This is a genomic window from Sinomonas sp. RB5 (assembly GCF_054063535.1).
Genome location: NZ_JBSSGJ010000005.1, coordinates 209,857 through 226,755, shown reverse-complemented (window position 1 = coordinate 226,755; position 16,899 = coordinate 209,857). Strand labels below are relative to the sequence as shown.

At 71.1% G+C, this 16,899-nt stretch carries 13 protein-coding genes; 9 read left to right on the top strand and 4 right to left on the bottom strand.

The window, feature by feature from the left end; all coding sequences use genetic code 11:
• Positions 1–35 precede the first annotated feature (35 nt).
• From ACVWWH_RS08475 to asnB, 3 genes are all read right to left on the bottom strand, one after another.
• Positions 36–1,370, bottom strand: coding sequence for a phosphoribosyltransferase family protein (locus ACVWWH_RS08475; RefSeq protein WP_457316263.1), 1,335 nt, complete (start codon positions 1,368–1,370; stop codon positions 36–38).
• A gap of 128 nt (positions 1,371–1,498) precedes the next feature.
• Positions 1,499–3,511 carry a M3 family metallopeptidase gene (locus ACVWWH_RS08470; RefSeq protein ID WP_457316262.1) on the bottom strand — a complete coding sequence of 671 codons (2,013 nt, stop codon included), beginning with the start codon at positions 3,509–3,511 and terminating at the stop codon, positions 1,499–1,501.
• 135 nt (positions 3,512–3,646) lie between these two features.
• Positions 3,647–6,310 carry an asparagine synthase (glutamine-hydrolyzing) gene (gene asnB, locus ACVWWH_RS08465; RefSeq protein ID WP_457316261.1) on the bottom strand — a complete coding sequence of 888 codons (2,664 nt, stop codon included), beginning with the start codon at positions 6,308–6,310 and terminating at the stop codon, positions 3,647–3,649.
• A gap of 168 nt (positions 6,311–6,478) precedes the next feature.
• Between asnB and pdxT the strand changes: the two genes are divergently transcribed.
• The 9 genes from pdxT (at position 6,479) to ACVWWH_RS08420 (ending at position 16,248) form a co-directional block, all read left to right on the top strand.
• A complete protein-coding gene (gene pdxT, locus ACVWWH_RS08460; protein WP_066497963.1) occupies positions 6,479–7,117 on the top strand; it encodes a pyridoxal 5'-phosphate synthase glutaminase subunit PdxT in 639 nt (212 codons plus the stop codon).
• 2 nt (positions 7,118–7,119) lie between these two features.
• The gene (locus tag ACVWWH_RS08455) at positions 7,120–7,875 is read left to right on the top strand and encodes a YebC/PmpR family DNA-binding transcriptional regulator (protein ID WP_066497961.1); all 756 of its coding nucleotides are present in this window, start codon (positions 7,120–7,122) and stop codon (positions 7,873–7,875) included.
• A 54-nt stretch (positions 7,876–7,929) separates the two neighbouring features.
• Entirely contained in the window at positions 7,930–8,514 is a 585-nt protein-coding gene (gene ruvC / locus ACVWWH_RS08450; RefSeq protein ID WP_066502344.1) for a crossover junction endodeoxyribonuclease RuvC, read from the top strand.
• Between the two features lie 147 nt (positions 8,515–8,661).
• A complete protein-coding gene (gene ruvA, locus ACVWWH_RS08445; protein WP_457316260.1) occupies positions 8,662–9,303 on the top strand; it encodes a Holliday junction branch migration protein RuvA in 642 nt (213 codons plus the stop codon).
• On the top strand, positions 9,296–10,366 hold the full coding sequence (gene ruvB / locus ACVWWH_RS08440; RefSeq protein WP_066497959.1) for a Holliday junction branch migration DNA helicase RuvB: 1,071 nt from the start codon (positions 9,296–9,298) through the stop codon (positions 10,364–10,366). Before ruvA ends, ruvB begins: the two co-directional genes overlap by 8 nt.
• 130 nt (positions 10,367–10,496) lie before the next feature.
• Positions 10,497–10,937, top strand: coding sequence for a preprotein translocase subunit YajC (gene yajC, locus ACVWWH_RS08435; protein ID WP_084249765.1), 441 nt, complete (start codon positions 10,497–10,499; stop codon positions 10,935–10,937).
• 72 nt (positions 10,938–11,009) lie between these two features.
• Complete coding sequence (gene secD / locus ACVWWH_RS08430) at positions 11,010–12,779, top strand: protein translocase subunit SecD (protein ID WP_066497957.1); 1,770 nt, start codon at positions 11,010–11,012, stop codon at positions 12,777–12,779.
• Positions 12,779–13,774 (top strand): protein translocase subunit SecF, encoded by a 996-nt coding sequence (gene secF, locus ACVWWH_RS08425; protein ID WP_457316259.1) that lies wholly within the window; start codon positions 12,779–12,781, stop codon positions 13,772–13,774. Before secD ends, secF begins: the two co-directional genes overlap by 1 nt.
• Positions 13,775–13,815: 41 nt before the next feature.
• Positions 13,816–16,248: a RelA/SpoT family protein gene (locus tag ACVWWH_RS08420; RefSeq protein WP_084249452.1), complete on the top strand. Its 2,433-nt coding sequence runs from the start codon at positions 13,816–13,818 to the stop codon at positions 16,246–16,248.
• On the opposite strand, the gene ACVWWH_RS08415 is transcribed toward ACVWWH_RS08420, so the two are convergent.
• Entirely contained in the window at positions 16,245–16,886 is a 642-nt protein-coding gene (locus ACVWWH_RS08415; protein ID WP_457316258.1) for a hypothetical protein, read from the bottom strand. The genes ACVWWH_RS08420 and ACVWWH_RS08415 overlap by 4 nt on opposite strands.
• Between the last annotated feature and the right edge of the window lie 13 nt (positions 16,887–16,899).

Below are 16,899 nucleotides of genomic sequence, written 5' to 3'. Positions count from 1 at the left end.
CCGGGGAGCGGCCTGCGGCTCCGGCCGTGCCCGGCTCAGGGAGTGCCCGCCCTCGCCTGCGGCTCGGATTCGCCCACGAGGTGCTCGGCGAACCAGTCCCGCGCGAGCCGCGCGACGGCGTCGAGCGCCCCCGTTTCCTCGAACAGGTGCGTCGCCCCGGGAACGATCTCGAGGCGGTGGCGGCAGGTGAGCTGCGCCGCGGCCTCCCGGTTGAGTTCGAGAACCTGGCGGTCCGCGCCGCCGACGATCAGCAGGGTCGGCGCGCGCACCGCCGAGAGCCGGGGACCTGCGAGGTCCGGGCGTCCGCCGCGCGAGACCACCGCACCGATGTCCGCCCCGGGCTCGGCGGCGGCCCAGAGCGCGGCCGCGGCGCCCGTGCTCGCTCCGAAGTAGCCGACGGGGCGCGGGGGCCCCGCGCTCACCGCGCGCAGCCAGTCGGTCACGGCCGTCAGGCGGGCGGCGAGGAGCTCGACGTTGAACACGGCGTGCCGCAGCAGCTCCTCCTCCGGGGAGAGGAGGTCCATGAGGAGCGTTCCGAAGCCCGCATCCCGCAGCACCCTGGCCACGGCGCGGTTCCGCGGGCTGTGCCGGCTGCTGCCGCTGCCGTGCGCGAAGACGACGATGGCTCCGGTGGCGGGCAGGTGCAGCGAGCCCCGGACAGTCGTGTCGTCCACCGGGATGGCGACGTCCTCGTCGATCGAGGCGGGGGAGTCCACCGGCCCGCGATGCACCGCACGGCGGCCCGCGGCGTCGAGGAGCTGCAGCACGTCGTCGTCCGTCGTCGCCGAGAAGTCGCGGTAGAAGCGTCCGACCGCCCGGAAGGGGGACGGGGTGGTCAGGCAGATCACCTCGTCCGCCTCCGCGATCTCGCCCACGGTGTCCGCCGGGCCCACCGGAACGGCGAGGACCACCCGGGCTGCGCCAAGGGCGTGTGCCACCCGGCACGCGGCGCGCGCCGTCGAGCCCGTGGCGATCCCGTCGTCCACCACGATCGCCGTCTTCCCCCGCAGGTCCTCCTGCGGCCGCACCGCGCGGATGCGCGTGGTGCGCTCCCGCAGCACCTCGCGCTCGCGGGCCTCGACCAGGGCGAGCTCGCGTTCGGTGACACCCGACACGGCGATGACGTGCTCGTCCAGCACGCGCACGCCCCCCTCGCCGATGGCGCCCATCGCCAGCTCGGGCTGGAAGGGCACGCCGAGCTTGCGCACGATGATCACGTCGAGCGGCACATCGAGGGCCACCGCCACCTCGAAGGCGACCGGGACCCCGCCGCGGGGGAGTCCGAGGACCACCGCGTCCTGGTGGCGGTACCGGGTGAGGGCCCTGGCGAGCTCCCGGCCGGCCTGGGACCTGTCCTTGAAGACGTGCATGGCGACCTCCTCGCGTTCCTCCACTGTCCTCCCGCCGCGCGTGCGGCGGCAGGGCACAACGTCCATAGAGCGCAGCGCGCGGGCGCGGTGCCCCGAGGACCGCGCCCGCGGAAGAAGGCCTGCCCGGCTCAGTCGAGGCCGCGGCGCGCCAGGAGCGGCGCAACGTCCGCGTCCCGGCCACGGAACGCCCGGAATGAGGCCAGCGGGTCCCGGGAGTTCCCGCGGGAGAGGAGCTCGCGGCGGAAGGTCTCTCCGTTGGCGCGGGTGAGCCCGCCGTTCTCCTTGAACCACTCGACGGTGTCCGCGTCGAGGACCTCGCTCCAGATGTAGGACCAGTAGCCGGCGGCGTACCAGCCGCCGGCGAAGATGTGCTGGAAGTAGCCGGTGCGGTAGCGCGGCGGCACGAGGGGCACGGACACCCCGGCATCGGCGAGCGCCTTCGCCTCGAATGCGAGGGCGTCCTGGGGCTCCTCGCCCCGGCGGAGCCGGTGCCAGGCCAGGTCGAGCAGGGAGGCGCCGAGGTACTCGGTCGTGGCGAAGCCCTCGCCCCACAGCCGGGCGGCGTCGAGCCGGGCGAGGGTCTCCGCGGGGAGCGGCTCGCCCGTGGCGTGGTGGCGCGCGTAGTTCGCCACGACGTCGGGATCGAAGATCCACATCTCGTTGACCTGGGACGGGTACTCGACGAAGTCCCGGGGCACATTGGTCCCGGAGAAGCGCGGGTACTGCACGTCGGAGAGCATGCCGTGGAGGGCGTGGCCGAACTCATGGAAGACCGTCCGGAGCTCGTCCAGCGTCAGGAGCGCGGGCTCGCCGGCCGGGGGCTTGGGGACGTTGAGGTTGTTGATGACCACGGGGGCGTGGCCCAGCAGCCGCGACTGCTCCACGAGCGAGTTCATCCACGCCCCGCCCCGCTTCGTGGGCCGGGCGAAGTAGTCGCCGAGGAAGAGCCCGAGGCCCGAGCCGTCGGCGTCGAGCACCTCCCAGACGCGCACGTCCTCGTGGTAGCCCGAGAGGTCGGGCCGCTCCCGGAACGTGAGGCCGAAGAGCCTCCCGGCGGCGTAGAAGACGCCGTCCTCGAGCACCCTGTCCAGCTCGAAGTAGGGCCGCAGCGCCTGCTCGTCCACGGAGTACCGCTCCCGGCGGACCTTGGCGGAGTAGAAGGCCCAGTCCCACGGCTCGAGCTCGTGGCCCGCGGCCTCGGCGAGTGCCTCCGCCTCGCCCGCGGCATTGCGCACGGCCGCCGGAGCCAGCCGTCCCAGCATGTCCTCCACAGCCGAGATCGACGGCGCGGTCTGGTCGTCGACGGCCAGCTCGGCGAAGTCGGCGAAGCCGAGCAGCTCGGCCTTCTCGGCGCGCAGCCGGGCCATCGCGGTGACGAGGTCGAGGACGTCGGTCCCCCCGCCGGAGCTGCCGCGGGAGACCGAAGCCTCGAAGATGCGGCGGCGCAGGCCGCGGTCCTCGAGCACGGCAAGGTGGGGCTGGGCCGTGGGCTGGATGAACGTGAGCAGCCAGCCGGACTTGTGCCCGGCGGCGCGGGCCGCCTCGGCGGCGGAGGCCCTGTCGTCCTCCGGCATGCCCGCGAGCTCGGCGGGGTCGGTGACGAGGACCGCGGCCTCGTTGATGCCCTTCGCGACCCGCTGGCCGTACTCCGTCCCGAGGCGGGTGAGCTCGGCGTTGACCTCGCGCAGGCGCTCCTGGCCGGCCTCGTCGAGGGCGATCCCGGCGCGCCGGAAGGCGGCGAGCCATTCGGAGACCAGGCGCTCGGACTCCGGGTCGAGGCCCTCCACGGGGATGGCGGCGAAGCGCTCGTAGAGCGTGTGGTTGAGGTAGACGGCGTCCTCGTGGGCCGAGAGCTCGGGCATGAGCTCGCTCTCGAGGGCCCGGATGCCGTCGGTGCCGTGCGAGGACACGAGCGTCATGAACGCCGAGACGGCACGGTTCAGCAGGGCGCCCGAGCGCTCCATCGCCACCGCGGTGTTCTCGAAGTCCGGCGCGGCGCTGCTGCCGGCGATCGCGTCAATCTCGGCGAGGTGCTCGGCCAGGCCGGCCCGGACGGCCTCCGCGTAGTCGGCATCGTTGAGGTCGGCGAAGGGCGGGAGCCCGTAGGGCAGCGTGCTGGGGGCGAGGAGCGGGTTCGTCATGAAGTGAGGCTTTCATGTGCCGCGGCACGCGGACAAGGGGGCCGCGCCGGTGCGCCGCCGGCCCCCAGAACGGGCGACGGCGGCCGCGCGAGGTGCGCGGCCGCCGTCGTACCCGGTATCCGCCGGCCGGGCGTGTCAGCCCTGCGTGAACACGAGCGACATCGGGGTGGCCTGGGCCCCCTGGCCCTGGGGGTTGTCCTTGAACATGCCGGCGATCGTCTCGGTCGGCAGGTCCGTGTCGTGGCCCATGACGACGACGCCGAGGTCGTTGGCGTCCATGATGGCGGTGCCGCCGAACAGCTCCGCGGCGCCCGCCGGCAGCGCCGCGCGGACGGCCGCGCTGAGGGCGCGGGCCACGCCCTCGGGGTCCTTCGGCGCGAGCTTGACCGAGTTGCTCGCGGCGCCGAGGCTGTACGGCGTGGCGCCGTCGATCGCGTTGATGTTGTTCCCGACCACGTCGTAGAAGACGCCGCTCTTGCCCTGCAGCTTGCCCACCACGGAGGCCGCGGCGGCCTTGGCGATGAGCGGCAGGCCCACCTCGTTGATCGCGATCTGCATCGACCAGGGGCTCCCGAGCCCGATCCCCGCGGGGGTGCGGGTGACGAACTTCGACAGGACGCGGGCGGCGGGGGAGACCTCGATCTCCCAGACCGGGAAGGACCGGCCCTGCGTGATCGCGACGATCTTCTCGCTCACCAGCAGGTACCACGCCTTGCCGTCGACGGCGGCGCGCGCCTCCTCGGGGGCGCCGGGCAGCCCGTCGAAGAACCGCTCCACGTAGGACGTGACGGCCGGAGCGAGCTCGGTGTCCTTCGCGAAGACGTCCGTCTGCAGGGGGTAGCGGCGGTACACCCCCGAGCCCGAGGCGATGTCGAGCTCCTTGCCGGGGTTGGCCTCGTAGTCGCTCTTGTCCGCCTTGACGTCGGCGGGCGCCTCGTCCTTGTCGATGAACTCGCGCAGCCACAGCTCGACGTTCAGCAGGCGCCAGAAGATCATCGTGTCGGCGTCGTTCTTGCCGTTGAGGTACTCCTCGAAGGCGGTGAGGACCTGCTCGCGGTCCCAGTACGGGCGCGAGTAGAACGAGTTGGACATGAAGACCTTGTAGATGCGCTCCTTCATGAGCGTGAACCACTCGGCCTCGGGCGTGGTGAAGCCGATCTTGTTGCGCCGGTTGCTGATCATCTCGGGCAGGAGGCCGCGCGTGGCGTCGCGGAGCACGCGCTTGTTCCAGCCCTCCTTGATGATCGCCTCGTCGGAGAGGCTGAACAGGTACTTGACCACTTCCTTGTCGAGGAACGGCACGCGGCCCTCGAGGGAGAAGCGCATCGTGTTCTTGTCCTCGTAGCGCAGCAGCGAGGGCAGGGACTTGGCGAACAGGTCGTCGATGAGCCGGGCCTTGAGGTTCGCCCGGATGTTGCCGAAGGACTCGCCCGAGAACTTGCCGGTCCACGACTTCTTCAGCAGGGTGCCCATCGAGACGGTCTTCTTGCCGCTCGCCATGCCCTTGAGCCGGAAGCGGCCGAGCCGGTAGAAGATGTCCAGGCTCGAGCCCGACTCCTTGGCCAGCGTCGCGTAGTCGCCGGCAGCCTTGAGCTGGCGGAGGTAGGCGAAGTAGTAGGGGATGTAGCCCGCCATCATCTCGTCGGCGCCCTGGCCGTCCAGGAGCACCGTGACGTGCTTGGAGGCCTCCTTCATGACGCAGTACTGCGCGTAGGGGCCCGAGGAGATGATGGGCTCCTCCATGGTCCGCACGAAGTCGGCCAGGTCCGCGTCGAAGCCCTCCGGGGTGGGCTTGATCTTGTGCGCCTCGATGGTGCCGCTGCACGCGGCGATGGCGGCGTCGGCGTACGCCTCCTCGTCGTTGATCGCGTTGGGGAAGACCGCGCTGAATGTGTTCTGCTTCGCGCCGACGGCCTCGAGGCCCTCCGCCTTCTCCTGCATGAGCCGGTTGATGGTGACGACGACGGCGGACGAGTCCAGCCCGCCCGAGAGCGCGCTGCCCACGGGGACCTCGGAGTTCAGGCGGATCCGGATGGCCTCGGTGAAGCGGCGCCGGTACTCGTCGATGACCTCGGGCGTGTAGGGCGTGTTGACCTCGGCCAGCTCGGCGAGCTCTTCCCGCAGGCGCGTGAAGGAGGAGATGCGGAAGCGGCTCGTGGCGAGGTCCACCGTCATCATCTCGCCCGGGAGCAGCTTGCGGACGCCGTCGAAGAAGGTCTCCTCGGTGTCGTCGTGGATGCGGTACTGGAGGTACCGGTACAGGATCCGCTCGTTGGGCCGGGCCTCGACGAGCCCCGTGGCGAGGATCGGCTTGATCTCCGAGGCGAACAGCAGCTGGGGATCCTGCTCGGTGCCGGCATTGGCCCAGTAGAGCGGCTTGATGCCGAAGTGGTCACGGGCCAGGACCAGCTGGCCCCGGTGCCGGTCGAAGATGGCCAGGCCGAACATGCCGTTGAACCGGTCGAACGCCTCGGCGCCCCACTCCTCGTACGCCTGCAGCACCACTTCGGTGTCGGAGGCGGTGCGGAAGCTGCGGCCGGCCGCTTCGAGCTCGGCCCGCAGTTCCCGGTAGTTGTAGACCTCCCCGTTGTAGACGAGGACCGTCTGGCCGTCGGCACTGATCATCGGCTCCTGGCCGTGGGCGACGTCGACGATCGCGAGCCGCCGGTGCGCGAGCCCCACGCTGCCGTCGGTGAAGTAGCCCTCGCCGTCGGGCCCCCGGTGCACGATGCAGGTGTTCATCGCCTCCAGCAGCGATTCATCGAGCCCAGCGCCGAAATAGCCGGCGATTCCGCACATAGTGCTGTCCTCATCTGTTGTCCTGCGGGTCTGCGCTCCATGCTACCGGCGGGGCCCCGGGGAACCGCCGCGGAGGGTCCCGACTAGACTGTCACGGTGACATCGAACGCCCCGACCCCGCCGCAGCCAGCACCGGATCCCCGCCCAGCCCAGGACCAGGGCGCGCCCGTGGTCGGTGTGCTCGCCCTGCAGGGCGATGTGCGCGAGCATCTCGCGGCCCTGGAGCAGGCCGGCGCGCGGGCGGTCAAGGTGCGCCGTCCCGAGGAACTCGACGAGGTCGACGGCCTCGTGGTCCCCGGCGGGGAGTCGACCACCATTGACAAGCTGGCCCGTGCCTTCGGCATCGCCGAGCCGCTGCGGGCCAAGATCCGCGCAGGCTTCCCCGTGTACGGCTCGTGCGCCGGGATGATCCTGCTCGCCGACGAGATCGCGGACCCCACTCCTGATCTTGCAGGCAGGCCGCAGGAGTCGTTCGGCGGCCTCGACATCACGGTGCGGCGCAATGCGTTCGGCCGCCAGCGGGAGTCGTTCGAGACGGATCTGGACTTCAAGGAAGTGGACCAGAGCCGCGGGCCCGTCCACGCCGTGTTCATCCGCGGGCCGTGGGTCGAGCGCGTCGGCCCCGACGTCGAGGTCCTCGCCGAGGTCGATCCAGCGCACGCGTCGCACACGGCGACCCTCGGGGGCAGGTCTAGAATTGTCGCAGTGCGTTCTGGACGGCTGCTCGCCACATCGTTCCACCCCGAGGTGACGGGCGAGACACGGATCCATGAACTTTTCATCCGCATGATCAGAGGAGAAGCGTAGGCATGTCCGGCCACTCCAAATGGGCGACCACCAAGCACAAGAAGGCCGTCGTCGACGCCAAGCGTGCCAAGGCGTTCGCCAAGTACATCAAGACCATCGAGGTCGCCGCGCGCATGGGCGGCCCCGACCTCTCCGGCAACCCCGCGCTCGACCTCGCCGTCAGCAAGGCGAAGAAGAACTCGGTCCCCAACGACAACATCGACCGCGCCATCAAGCGCGGCGCCGGCCTGACCGGCGAGGCGATCGAGTACACCGAGATCATGTACGAGGCCCGCGGGCCGCAGGGCTCGGCGCTCCTCATCGAGTGCCTCACCGAGAACCGCAACCGCGCCGCGGCGGATGTGCGCCTGGCGGTCACCCGCAACGGCGGCTCCATGGCCGACCAGGGCTCGGTCAACTACCTGTTCGCCCGCAAGGGCGTCGTGGTCCTGCCAAAGAACGGCCTCTCCGAGGACGACCTGCTCATGGCGGTGCTCGACGCCGGTGCCGAGGAGGTCAAGGACGGCGGCGAGAACTGGATCGTCTACTCCGAACCCGCCGACCTCCAGGCCATCCGCGACGCCCTGACCGCGGCCGGCATCGAGTACGACACCGACGAGGCCGAGTTCGTGCCCTCGATGGAGGTCGACCTCGACGCCGACGGCGCGCGCAAGTTCGTGCGCCTCGTCGATGCCCTCGAAGACCTCGACGACGTGCAGAACGTGTACACGAACGCGGGCATGAGCGACGACGTCATGGCGGAGCTCGAGAACGACTGAGGCGTGAGTACCCCCGAGGCGCCCGGCGCGCGGACTGCGAGGCCGGGCGCCGGCCTGCGGGTGCTGGGTGTCGACCCGGGCCTGACCCGCTGCGGCATCGGCGTCGTGGACGTCGCCGCCGACCGCCGGGCGACCCTCGTCGCCGTCGGGGTGGTGGGGACGAAGGCCGACGAGCCTCTGGACGCGCGCCTGCTGGCCATCGCCCAGGCGATCGACGAATGGCTCGACCGCCACGAGCCGGAGGTCGTCGCCGTGGAGCGCGTCTTCTCCCAGCTGAACGTGAGCACCGTCATGGGCGTCGCCCAGGCCTCGGGCGTGGTGATCGCCGCGGCGGCGCGCCGCGGCATCCCGGTCGCGCTGCACACTCCCAGCGAGGTCAAGGCCGCCGTGACCGGCAGCGGCCGCGCGGACAAGGACGCCGTCACGCGCATGGTCACCAAGATCCTCCGGCTCGAGACGGCCCCGCGCCCGGCGGACGCCGCCGACGCCCTCGCGCTGGCCCTCGCCCACGCGTGGCGCGGCAGCGCTCCCGGCTCGCCCTCCGCTGCGGGACGCACGACGGCGATGCAGGCCACGGCGCTCACGGCCGCGCAGAGGCTGTGGCAGGAAGCCGAGGCGAAGGCGCGCCGCGGCCGATGAGCCGCGCACGCGCCGGGTGGCGGAAGGGCGAGCCGAGGCGAAGGCGCGCCGCGCCCCTTGAGGCGGGTCCACGCCGTCGCCCGCTAGAGTTCTCGTAGATATGTTCGGATCCAACGGCCACGGCAACGGGCAAGGCAAGGGGTATCGGTGATCAGCTTCCTCCGCGGTCCGGTCGCCCACGTGGGGCTGTCCTCGGGCGTGCTCGACGTCAACGGCGCGGGCATGGCGTTCTGGGCGACGCCCCAGACCCTCGCCGGGCTCAGGCTCGGCGAGGAGGCAACGGTCCACACCTCGCTCGTGGTGCGCGAGGACTCCCTGACGCTGTTCGGGTTCGCCGACGCCGAGGAGCGGGAGGTCTTCGAGGTGCTTCTGGGCGTCTCCGGGGTGGGCCCGCGGCTCGCGCTGGCCGTCCTGGCCGTCCACACCCCGGAGGCGGTCCGCGTCGCGGCGCACTCCGAGGACGCGAAGGCCTTCACCAAGGTGCCGGGGATCGGTCCGAAGGTGGGCGCCCGGCTCGTCCTCGAACTCAAGGGCAAGCTCGTGCCCCTCGGGACCGCTCAGGAGCCCGCGGTCGCCGCCGCGGGGGCCGAGGCGCCGTGGAAGGCCCAGGTCATCGAGGCGATGGCCTCCCTCGGGTGGAGCGAGAAGGACGCCGCCGCGAGCATCGAGAAGGCGATGGCCGACGCTCCCGAGGTCGCCGCCTCGGGAAGCGTCCCCGAGATCCTGCGGGCCACGCTGCGCTGGCTCGGCCAGGGCGCACGGGCGCTGAAGGCCGGCGCCCGTGGCTGAGCCGTCGCTGGTCGCCAGCCAGGAGGAGCCCGAGGAACGGGCCCTCGAGGCGGCGCTGCGGCCCAAGTTCCTCGACGAGTTCGTGGGCCAGGGGCGGGTCCGCCGCCAGCTCTCGCTGGTGCTCGAGGCGAGCCGGATGCGCGGCCGCACCGCGGACCACGTGCTGCTGTCCGGACCGCCGGGCCTCGGCAAGACCACGCTCGCCATGATCATCGCCGGCGAGATGAATGCTCCCCTGCGGATCTCCTCCGGCCCGGCGATCCAGCACGCCGGCGACCTCGCCGCGATCCTGTCCTCGCTCTCCGAGGGCGAGGTGCTCTTCCTGGACGAGATCCACCGCATGTCGCGTCCCGCCGAGGAGATGCTCTACATGGCGATGGAGGACTTCCGGGTCGACATCGTGGTGGGCAAGGGCGCGGGCGCGACGGCGATCCCGCTCGACCTGCCCCCCTTCACCCTCGTCGGGGCGACCACCCGGGCGGGACTCCTCCCCGGGCCGCTGCGGGACCGCTTCGGGTTCACCGGCCACCTCGAGTTCTACACCGTGGAGGAGCTCGAGCTCGTGCTGCGCCGTTCTGCGGGCCTTCTGGACCTGAAGGTGACCTCCGCCGGGTTCACCGAGGTGGCCGGGCGGTCGCGGGGCACCCCGCGCATCGCGAACCGGCTCCTGCGCCGGGTGCGGGACTGGGCACTCGTCCACGGCATCGAGCAGATCGACGCGCGCGCGGCGGGCGCGGCGCTGGACATGTACGAGGTCGACGCGCGGGGGCTTGACCGGCTCGACAGGGGGGTCCTGTCCGCACTCGTGACGAAGTTCGGGGGCGGCCCCGTGGGGCTGTCCACCCTCGCGATCGCGGTGGGGGAGGAACCGGAGACCGTCGAGACGGTCGCCGAGCCCTACCTGGTCCGCGAGGGCCTCATGGGCCGGACGCCCCGCGGGCGGATCGCCACGCCGCTGGCCTACGAGCACCTCGGCCTCCCGGTCCCGGCCAGCGCCCCGTTCGCCGAGAGCGCAACGCTGTTCGGTCCGGGCTCGGACGAGGCCGATGGATCGTTGGACTGATCGGGGCCGCCCTGCAGCGTGCCCTTAGACTGGGATCACACCCTCGCGTGGCCGAGGGCCCCTATGCCGCGCCCGGGACCCGCCCGAACGCTACCCGAGCCCCACACAGATTGGACCTTGTATGGACCTGATGACCATCCTCCTGCTGGCGGTCTTCGCCTTCTTCATCTTCACCATGTTCCGGCGGAACAAGAAGACGCAGCAGCAGCAGGCTGAGATGCAGTCCAAGTTCTCGCCCGGCGTGGAGGTGATGACGAGCTTCGGCCTCTACGGCCGGATCGTCTCGGTGAACGACGCCGAGAACAAGGTGGTCCTCGAACTGAGCCCCGGCAACGAGGCGACCGTCCACCGCCAGGCCGTGACCAAGGTCATCGAGCCCGCCGCCCCCGCGGCCGGCGAGCCCGCTGCCCCGCTGGCGGGCGAGGCCGCCCCCGAGGCCGGCGCGGCGCCGTCGTCCGGGATCACGCTCGGCAAGTCCGAGGAGGCGGCCCCCCGTCCTGAGGACCGGCTCGACGAGACGCCGGAGGAGACCCTGCGCCGCCTCAACGACGAAGGCAACACCAGCAAGTAGCCGAACGCGCCGCCCGGCCACCGCCGGGCGGCTCCGCGCCCACTGGGCGCCGTCCCCCATCGAAGGACCACCATGGCACGATCCCGCACGCGGCCGGGACTGAAGACCCTCATCTCACTCGGCGTCATCCTGCTCGCCCTCGTCGGCATCCTCGGCGGCGGAAAGCTGGCGGGCCAGGCATCCTGGGCGCCGAAGCTCGCCCTCGATCTCCAGGGCGGCACGGAGATGATCCTCGCCCCGAAGGTCTCGGGCGGGTCTCAGATCAACCAGGACCAGCTCAACCAGGCGGTCGAGATCATCCGGCAGCGCGTCGACGGCTCCGGTGTGTCCGAGGCCGAGATCAGCACCCAGTCGGGGCGCAACGTGGTGGTGAGCCTCCCGGGCACACCGTCCGCGGAGACGCGCCAGCTGATCCAGGCCTCCGCCGACATGAACTTCCGGCCCGTGCTCACGACCGGCGATCCCGCGGCGGTCCCGGCCGACCAGCAGCTCACGGCCGACAAGCTCCCGAAGCCGACGGCGGCGCCCAAGAACGCCAGCGACACCAACTGGATCACGGCCGACGTCTACAAGCAGTACGAGGCGCTCGACTGCACGAAGCCGCAGCCGGAGAGCACCCAGCGGTCCGACCCCAGCAAGCCCCTCGTGACCTGCGAGGCCGCGAACGGGACCCAGCCCGCGGTGAAGTACATCCTCGGCCCGGTCGAGGTCGTCGGCACGGACATCGCCGGATCCTCCTTCCAGCTGCAGCAGGGCCGCCAGGGTGCCGTCACCAACGAGTGGGCCGTGAACATCCAGTTCAACGACGCGGGCACGCAGAAGTTCAAGGCCGTGACGGAACGCCTCAACGGCTACTACGTGGCCAATCAGAACGACCCCAAGGCCCAGTTCGCGATCGTGCTGGACGACAAGGTCCTCTCGGCGCCCCGGACGCAGGCCGTCATCACTGACGGGCGGCCGCAGATCACCGGCAACTTCACCCAGCAGAGCGCCCAGGCGCTCTCGGACCAGCTGCGCTACGGCGCGCTGCCCATCAGCTTCGACATCCAGAGCGAGGACCAGATCTCGGCGACGCTGGGCACCCAGCAGCTCGAGATGGGCCTCCTCGCCGGTGCGATCGGCCTGCTCCTCGTGGTGGTGTACTCGCTCTTCCAGTACCGCGCGCTCGGGTTCGTCACCATCGCCTCGCTCGTGGTCGCCGGCGCGCTGACCTACCTCGCGATCGCCATCCTCGGCTGGACCGAGAACTACCGCCTGTCCCTGGCGGGCGTCGCGGGCCTCATCGTCGCGATCGGCCAGACGGCCGACTCGTTCATCGTCTACTTCGAGCGCATCCGCGACGAGCTCCGCGAGGGCCGGGGCCTGGTCTCCGCCGTCGAGAACGGGTGGAAGCGCGCCAAGCGGACCGTGCTTGCCTCCAAGGCCGTGAACCTCCTCGCCGCCGTGGTGCTCTACTTCGTCGCGGTCGGCAACGTCCGCGGCTTCGCGTTCACCCTCGGACTCACCGCGATCGCCGACCTCATCGTCGTCTTCATGTTCACCCACCCGATGCTGCAGGTGCTCGCACGCACGCGCTTCTTCGGCGAGGGCCACCGCTTCTCCGGCCTCGACCCGGAACGGCTCGGCGCCGTGCCCCTCTATCGGGGCGCCGGCCGGCTCCGCGAGGCCTCCGAGGCCGCCAGGGCCAACCTCAAGCCCAAGAACGCCGCCGCCGCGCGCGAAGCCGGCCGGCGCATGACCATCGCCGAGCGCCGCGCCGCCGAGGCCCAGAAGCAGTCCGAGATGACCGCTGCCTCCGGGCGGAGCGGCCGCGCGTCCAAGGGCGCGGGGGAGGAGAACTGATGTCCAACTTCTTCGCACGCTTCGGCAACGAGCTCTACACGGGCAAGCGCTCCTACCCCTTCGTGGAGCGCAAGAAGATCTGGCTCGGGGCGGCCGCGGTGCTCGTCCTCGTCTCGATCCTCATCCCGGTATTCACCGGCGGGTTCAACCTCGGCATCGAGTTCCGGGGCGGCAGCGAGTTCCGGGTCTCGGACACGGCCTCCACTGACGTCCACCGCGGCGAGCAGGCCGTGGACTCCGTGGCTCCTGGCAATCAGCCCCGGGTGAGCAACATCGCGCCCGGCACGATGCGGGTCCAGACGGAACGGCTCAGCGATACCCAGACCCTCGAGGTGAAGGGCAAGCTCGCGACCGCCTATGGCGTCGCCGCCGACCATGTGACGTCATCCTTCGTCGGGCCGACGTGGGGAGCGGACGTGTCCAAGCAGGCCCTGCTGGGCTTCGTCATCTTCGTGGCCCTCGCGGCCGTGCTCATGGCGCTGTACTTCCGCACCTGGAAGATGTCGCTGTCCGCGCTCACCGGCATGTTCGTCACGATGATCATCACCGCCGGGGTGTACGCGGCCAGCGGGTTCGAGGTGACCCCGTCGGCCATCATCGGCTTCCTGACCATCCTCAGCTATTCGCTCTATGACACCGTGGTGGTCTTCGACAAGATCCGCGAGAACACGGCGGACATCACGGCGTCGACGCGCAGGACCTTCGCCGAGGAGGTCAACCTCGCCGTGAACCAGACCCTCGTGCGCTCCATCAACACCATGATGGTCGCCGTGCTGCCCGTCGCCGCGATCCTCTTCATCGGTGCCGGCCTGCTCGGCGCAGGGACGCTGCGGGACCTCTCGCTCGCGCTGTTCGTCGGCATCCTGATCGGCACCGCCGCGACGATCTTCATCGCCGCGCCGATGTACGCGTGGCTGCGCGAACGGGAGCCCGGCCTCCGCAAGCAGGCGGAGCGCGTCGAGGCGCGTCGGTCCTCGGCGAACGCGGCCGTCTGAGCGGCCGCGCGGGGCATACACTGAGGGAATCCCGTCAACGAATGGAGGTCCCCTCGGTGGTGGAGCGTCCGACGTCCCAGGCCCCGGCAGGGGCGCCCGGTGCCGCGGGGAGCGGCGCCGGGGGCCCGTCGTCGCCCGCGCGCACGGCGTCCCCCGCACCGCAGGCCGCCCCGGCACCTGCCGGCGCGGGCGGGAACAGCCTGCTCGAGCGCCCTACGCTCGGCCGCCGGGACTGGTCCTTCGCGAGGCTGGCACGGCTGACCGGCCGCGGGCCGAGCGCCCACTCGCCGATCCTCGAGCCGCTGCTGCGCACCGTGCGCGCCAACAACCCGCGGGAGGACTTCGACCTCATCCAGCGGGCCTACGAGGTCGCGGAGCGCAGCCACCAGGGGCAGAAGCGCAAGAGCGGCGACCCCTACATCACCCATCCCGTCGCGGTGGCCACCATCCTGGCCGAGCTCGGGATGACCGGGACGACGCTTGCCGCGGCGCTCCTGCACGACACCGTCGAGGACACCTCCTACACGCTCGAGCAGCTGAAGAAGGACTTCGGGCCCGAGGTCGCGATGCTCGTGGACGGCGTCACGAAGCTCGACAAGGTCCAGTTCGGCGAGGCGGCCCAGTCGGAGACCGTGCGCAAGATGGTCGTGGCGATGGCCAAGGACATCCGCGTGCTCGTGATCAAGCTCGCGGACCGGCTGCACAATGCGCGCACCTGGCGCTTCGTCTCACCAGAATCCTCGGCCCGCAAGGCCCGCGAGACGCTCGAGATCTTCGCGCCCCTCGCGCACCGGCTCGGCATGAACACCATCAAGTGGGAGCTCGAGGACCTCTCCTTCGCGGCGCTCTACCCCAAGGTGTACGAGGAGATCGTGCGCATGGTGGGGGCGCGCACCCCGGAACGGGAGAAGCAGCTCTCGGTGATCCGCGCCCAGATCGCTGACGACCTGCGCGCGGCGAAGATCAAGGCCGAGATCACCGGCCGCCCCAAGCACTACTACTCGATCTACCAGAAGATGATCGTCCGCCAGAAGGAATTCGACGACATCAACGACCTCATGGGCGTCCGCGTCCTGGTCGACACGGTGCGCGACTGCTACGCAGTGCTGGGCACCCTGCATGCGCGGTGGAACCCGCTTCCGGGCCGGTTCAAGGACTACATCGCGATGCCCAAGTTCAACATGTACCAGTCGCTGCACACGACCGTGATCGGGCCGAGCGGGAAGCCGGTCGAGATCCAGATCCGCACGCACGACATGCACCGGCGGGCCGAGTACGGCGTCGCGGCCCACTGGAAGTACAAGGACCAGCCGCGCACGCAGAGCCACACGCCCAGCGGCAAGGCCTCCGAGATGGGCTGGCTCCGCTCGCTCGTGGACTGGCAGCAGGAGACCTCGGACCCGGGGGAGTTCCTCGACTCGCTCCGGTTCGAGATCAACGCGAAGGAAGTCTTCGTGTTCACGCCCAAGGGCGAGGTCATGGCGCTGCCCGCCGGATCCACCCCGGTGGACTTCGCCTACGCGGTGCACACCGAGGTGGGCCACCGGACCATCGGGGCCCGGGTCAACGGCAAGCTCGTCCCGCTCAACAGCGAGCTCAACCACGGCGACTGGGTCGAGATCTTCACCTCGAAGGCCGAGGGCGCCGGCCCGAGCCAGGACTGGCAGCACTTCGTCAAGAGCGCCCGGGCCCGCAACAAGATCAGGCAGTGGTTCTCGAAGGAGCGCCGCGAGGAGGCGATCGACAAGGGCAAGGAGCTGCTCACCCGGGCGATGCGCAAGCAGAACCTCCCGCTGCAGCGCCTGCTCAGCCACGACGCGCTGCTCGCCGTGGCCCAGGAGTTCCGCTACCAGGACATCGCGGGGCTCTACGCCGGCATCGGCGACGGCCACGCCTCGGCCCAGTCGGTGGTCGAGAAGCTGGTCGACAGCCTCGGCGGTGCGGCGGGTGCGGCCGAGGACATCGCCGAGACGATCGCGCCCACCAAGGGCAGCACTCCGCCCAAGTACTCCAACTCCGGCGTGATCGTGAAGGGCGTCGGCGACGTGTGGGTCAAGCTGGCCCGCTGCTGCACCCCCGTGCCGCCGGATCCCATCATCGGCTTCGTGACGCGCGGCTCCGGGGTCTCGGTGCACCGGACGGACTGTACGAACATCGCCACGCTGCGTGCCGAGCCGGACCGCATGGTCGACGTCGAATGGGCGCCCACCCAGTCCAGCGTGTTCCTCGTCGAGATCCAGGTGGAGGCGCTCGACCGCAAGAGCCTGCTCTCCGACGTGACCCGCGTGCTCTCCGAGAACCACGTGAACATCCTCTCCGCCCATGTGCACACGTCCACCGACCGGCTGGCCGTCTCGCGCTTCGCGTTCGAGATGGGGGACCCCAAGTACCTCAGCCATGTGCTGGGTGCGGTGCGACGGATCGACGGCGTATTCGACGTCTACCGCACCACCGGCAACCGGCGCCGCACCTAGCAGGAAGGCCCCCGCTCGGGCGGTCCGCCCGCCGTGCGGCCCTCCGGAGAGCCGAGCCGGCCGAGCACGCGTCGCGCCCTCTCCTTGTGGGGCTGCCGGGGCATCGCCTCGAGCCCCGCGGACACGAGGGCCGGGGTGAGTCCCAGGCCGGGATGGTCCAGCAGTCGCCGCAGCACGGGCAGCGCCGTGCGCTCCTCGGAGTGGAGCGCGAGGTCGATCGCCGTGCGGAGGCCGCTCGTGACCCTCAGTCCCGCGATGTCGACGACGTCGAGGTCCCCGAAGCGCACCTCGTGGACCAGGAGCCTGTCCCCGGTGCCGAGCCGCGCGAGCCGCCGGGTGCTCTCGACGAGCATGATTGGCCGCTCCGGCGCCGGCGCGCAGCCCAGGATCCAGGCCGCAGTCATCCGCCCCGCCACGGTCCGCTCGCGCACCCGCGGAGTGAGCGTCTGCGCCAGCGCCCGCGCCCTCAGCTGGGCCGTCGCACGCACCGCCGCGGGCACGTACACCTGGGCGAGGATCCGCCGGACCACCCCGTCGGACTCCATCGCCTGCAGTTCGACGGAGCTGAAGGGGAACCCGGCCGTGAGCACGGGCGGCCCGCCGAGGCCCGCGCCGCGGGGGAGGAGGGAATCTGGCATACGGTCATCATGC

What these genes read in the sequence shown, in the direction of transcription:
- ACVWWH_RS08475 (WP_457316263.1), bottom strand. Translation starts at nt 1,370, where the DNA reads ATGCACGTCTTCAAGGACAGGTCCCAGGCCGGCCGGGAGCTCGCCAGG.
- ACVWWH_RS08415 (WP_457316258.1), bottom strand. Translation starts at nt 16,886, where the DNA reads ATGCCAGATTCCCTCCTCCCCCGCGGCGCGGGCCTCGGCGGGCCGCCC.
- secF (WP_457316259.1), top strand. Translation starts at nt 12,779, where the DNA reads ATGTCCAACTTCTTCGCACGCTTCGGCAACGAGCTCTACACGGGCAAG.
- secD (WP_066497957.1), top strand. Translation starts at nt 11,010, where the DNA reads ATGGCACGATCCCGCACGCGGCCGGGACTGAAGACCCTCATCTCACTC.
- ACVWWH_RS08470 (WP_457316262.1), bottom strand. Translation starts at nt 3,511, where the DNA reads ATGACGAACCCGCTCCTCGCCCCCAGCACGCTGCCCTACGGGCTCCCG.
- asnB (WP_457316261.1), bottom strand. Translation starts at nt 6,310, where the DNA reads ATGTGCGGAATCGCCGGCTATTTCGGCGCTGGGCTCGATGAATCGCTG.
- ACVWWH_RS08455 (WP_066497961.1), top strand. Translation starts at nt 7,120, where the DNA reads ATGTCCGGCCACTCCAAATGGGCGACCACCAAGCACAAGAAGGCCGTC.
- yajC (WP_084249765.1), top strand. Translation starts at nt 10,497, where the DNA reads ATGACCATCCTCCTGCTGGCGGTCTTCGCCTTCTTCATCTTCACCATG.
- ACVWWH_RS08420 (WP_084249452.1), top strand. Translation starts at nt 13,816, where the DNA reads ATGGAGGTCCCCTCGGTGGTGGAGCGTCCGACGTCCCAGGCCCCGGCA.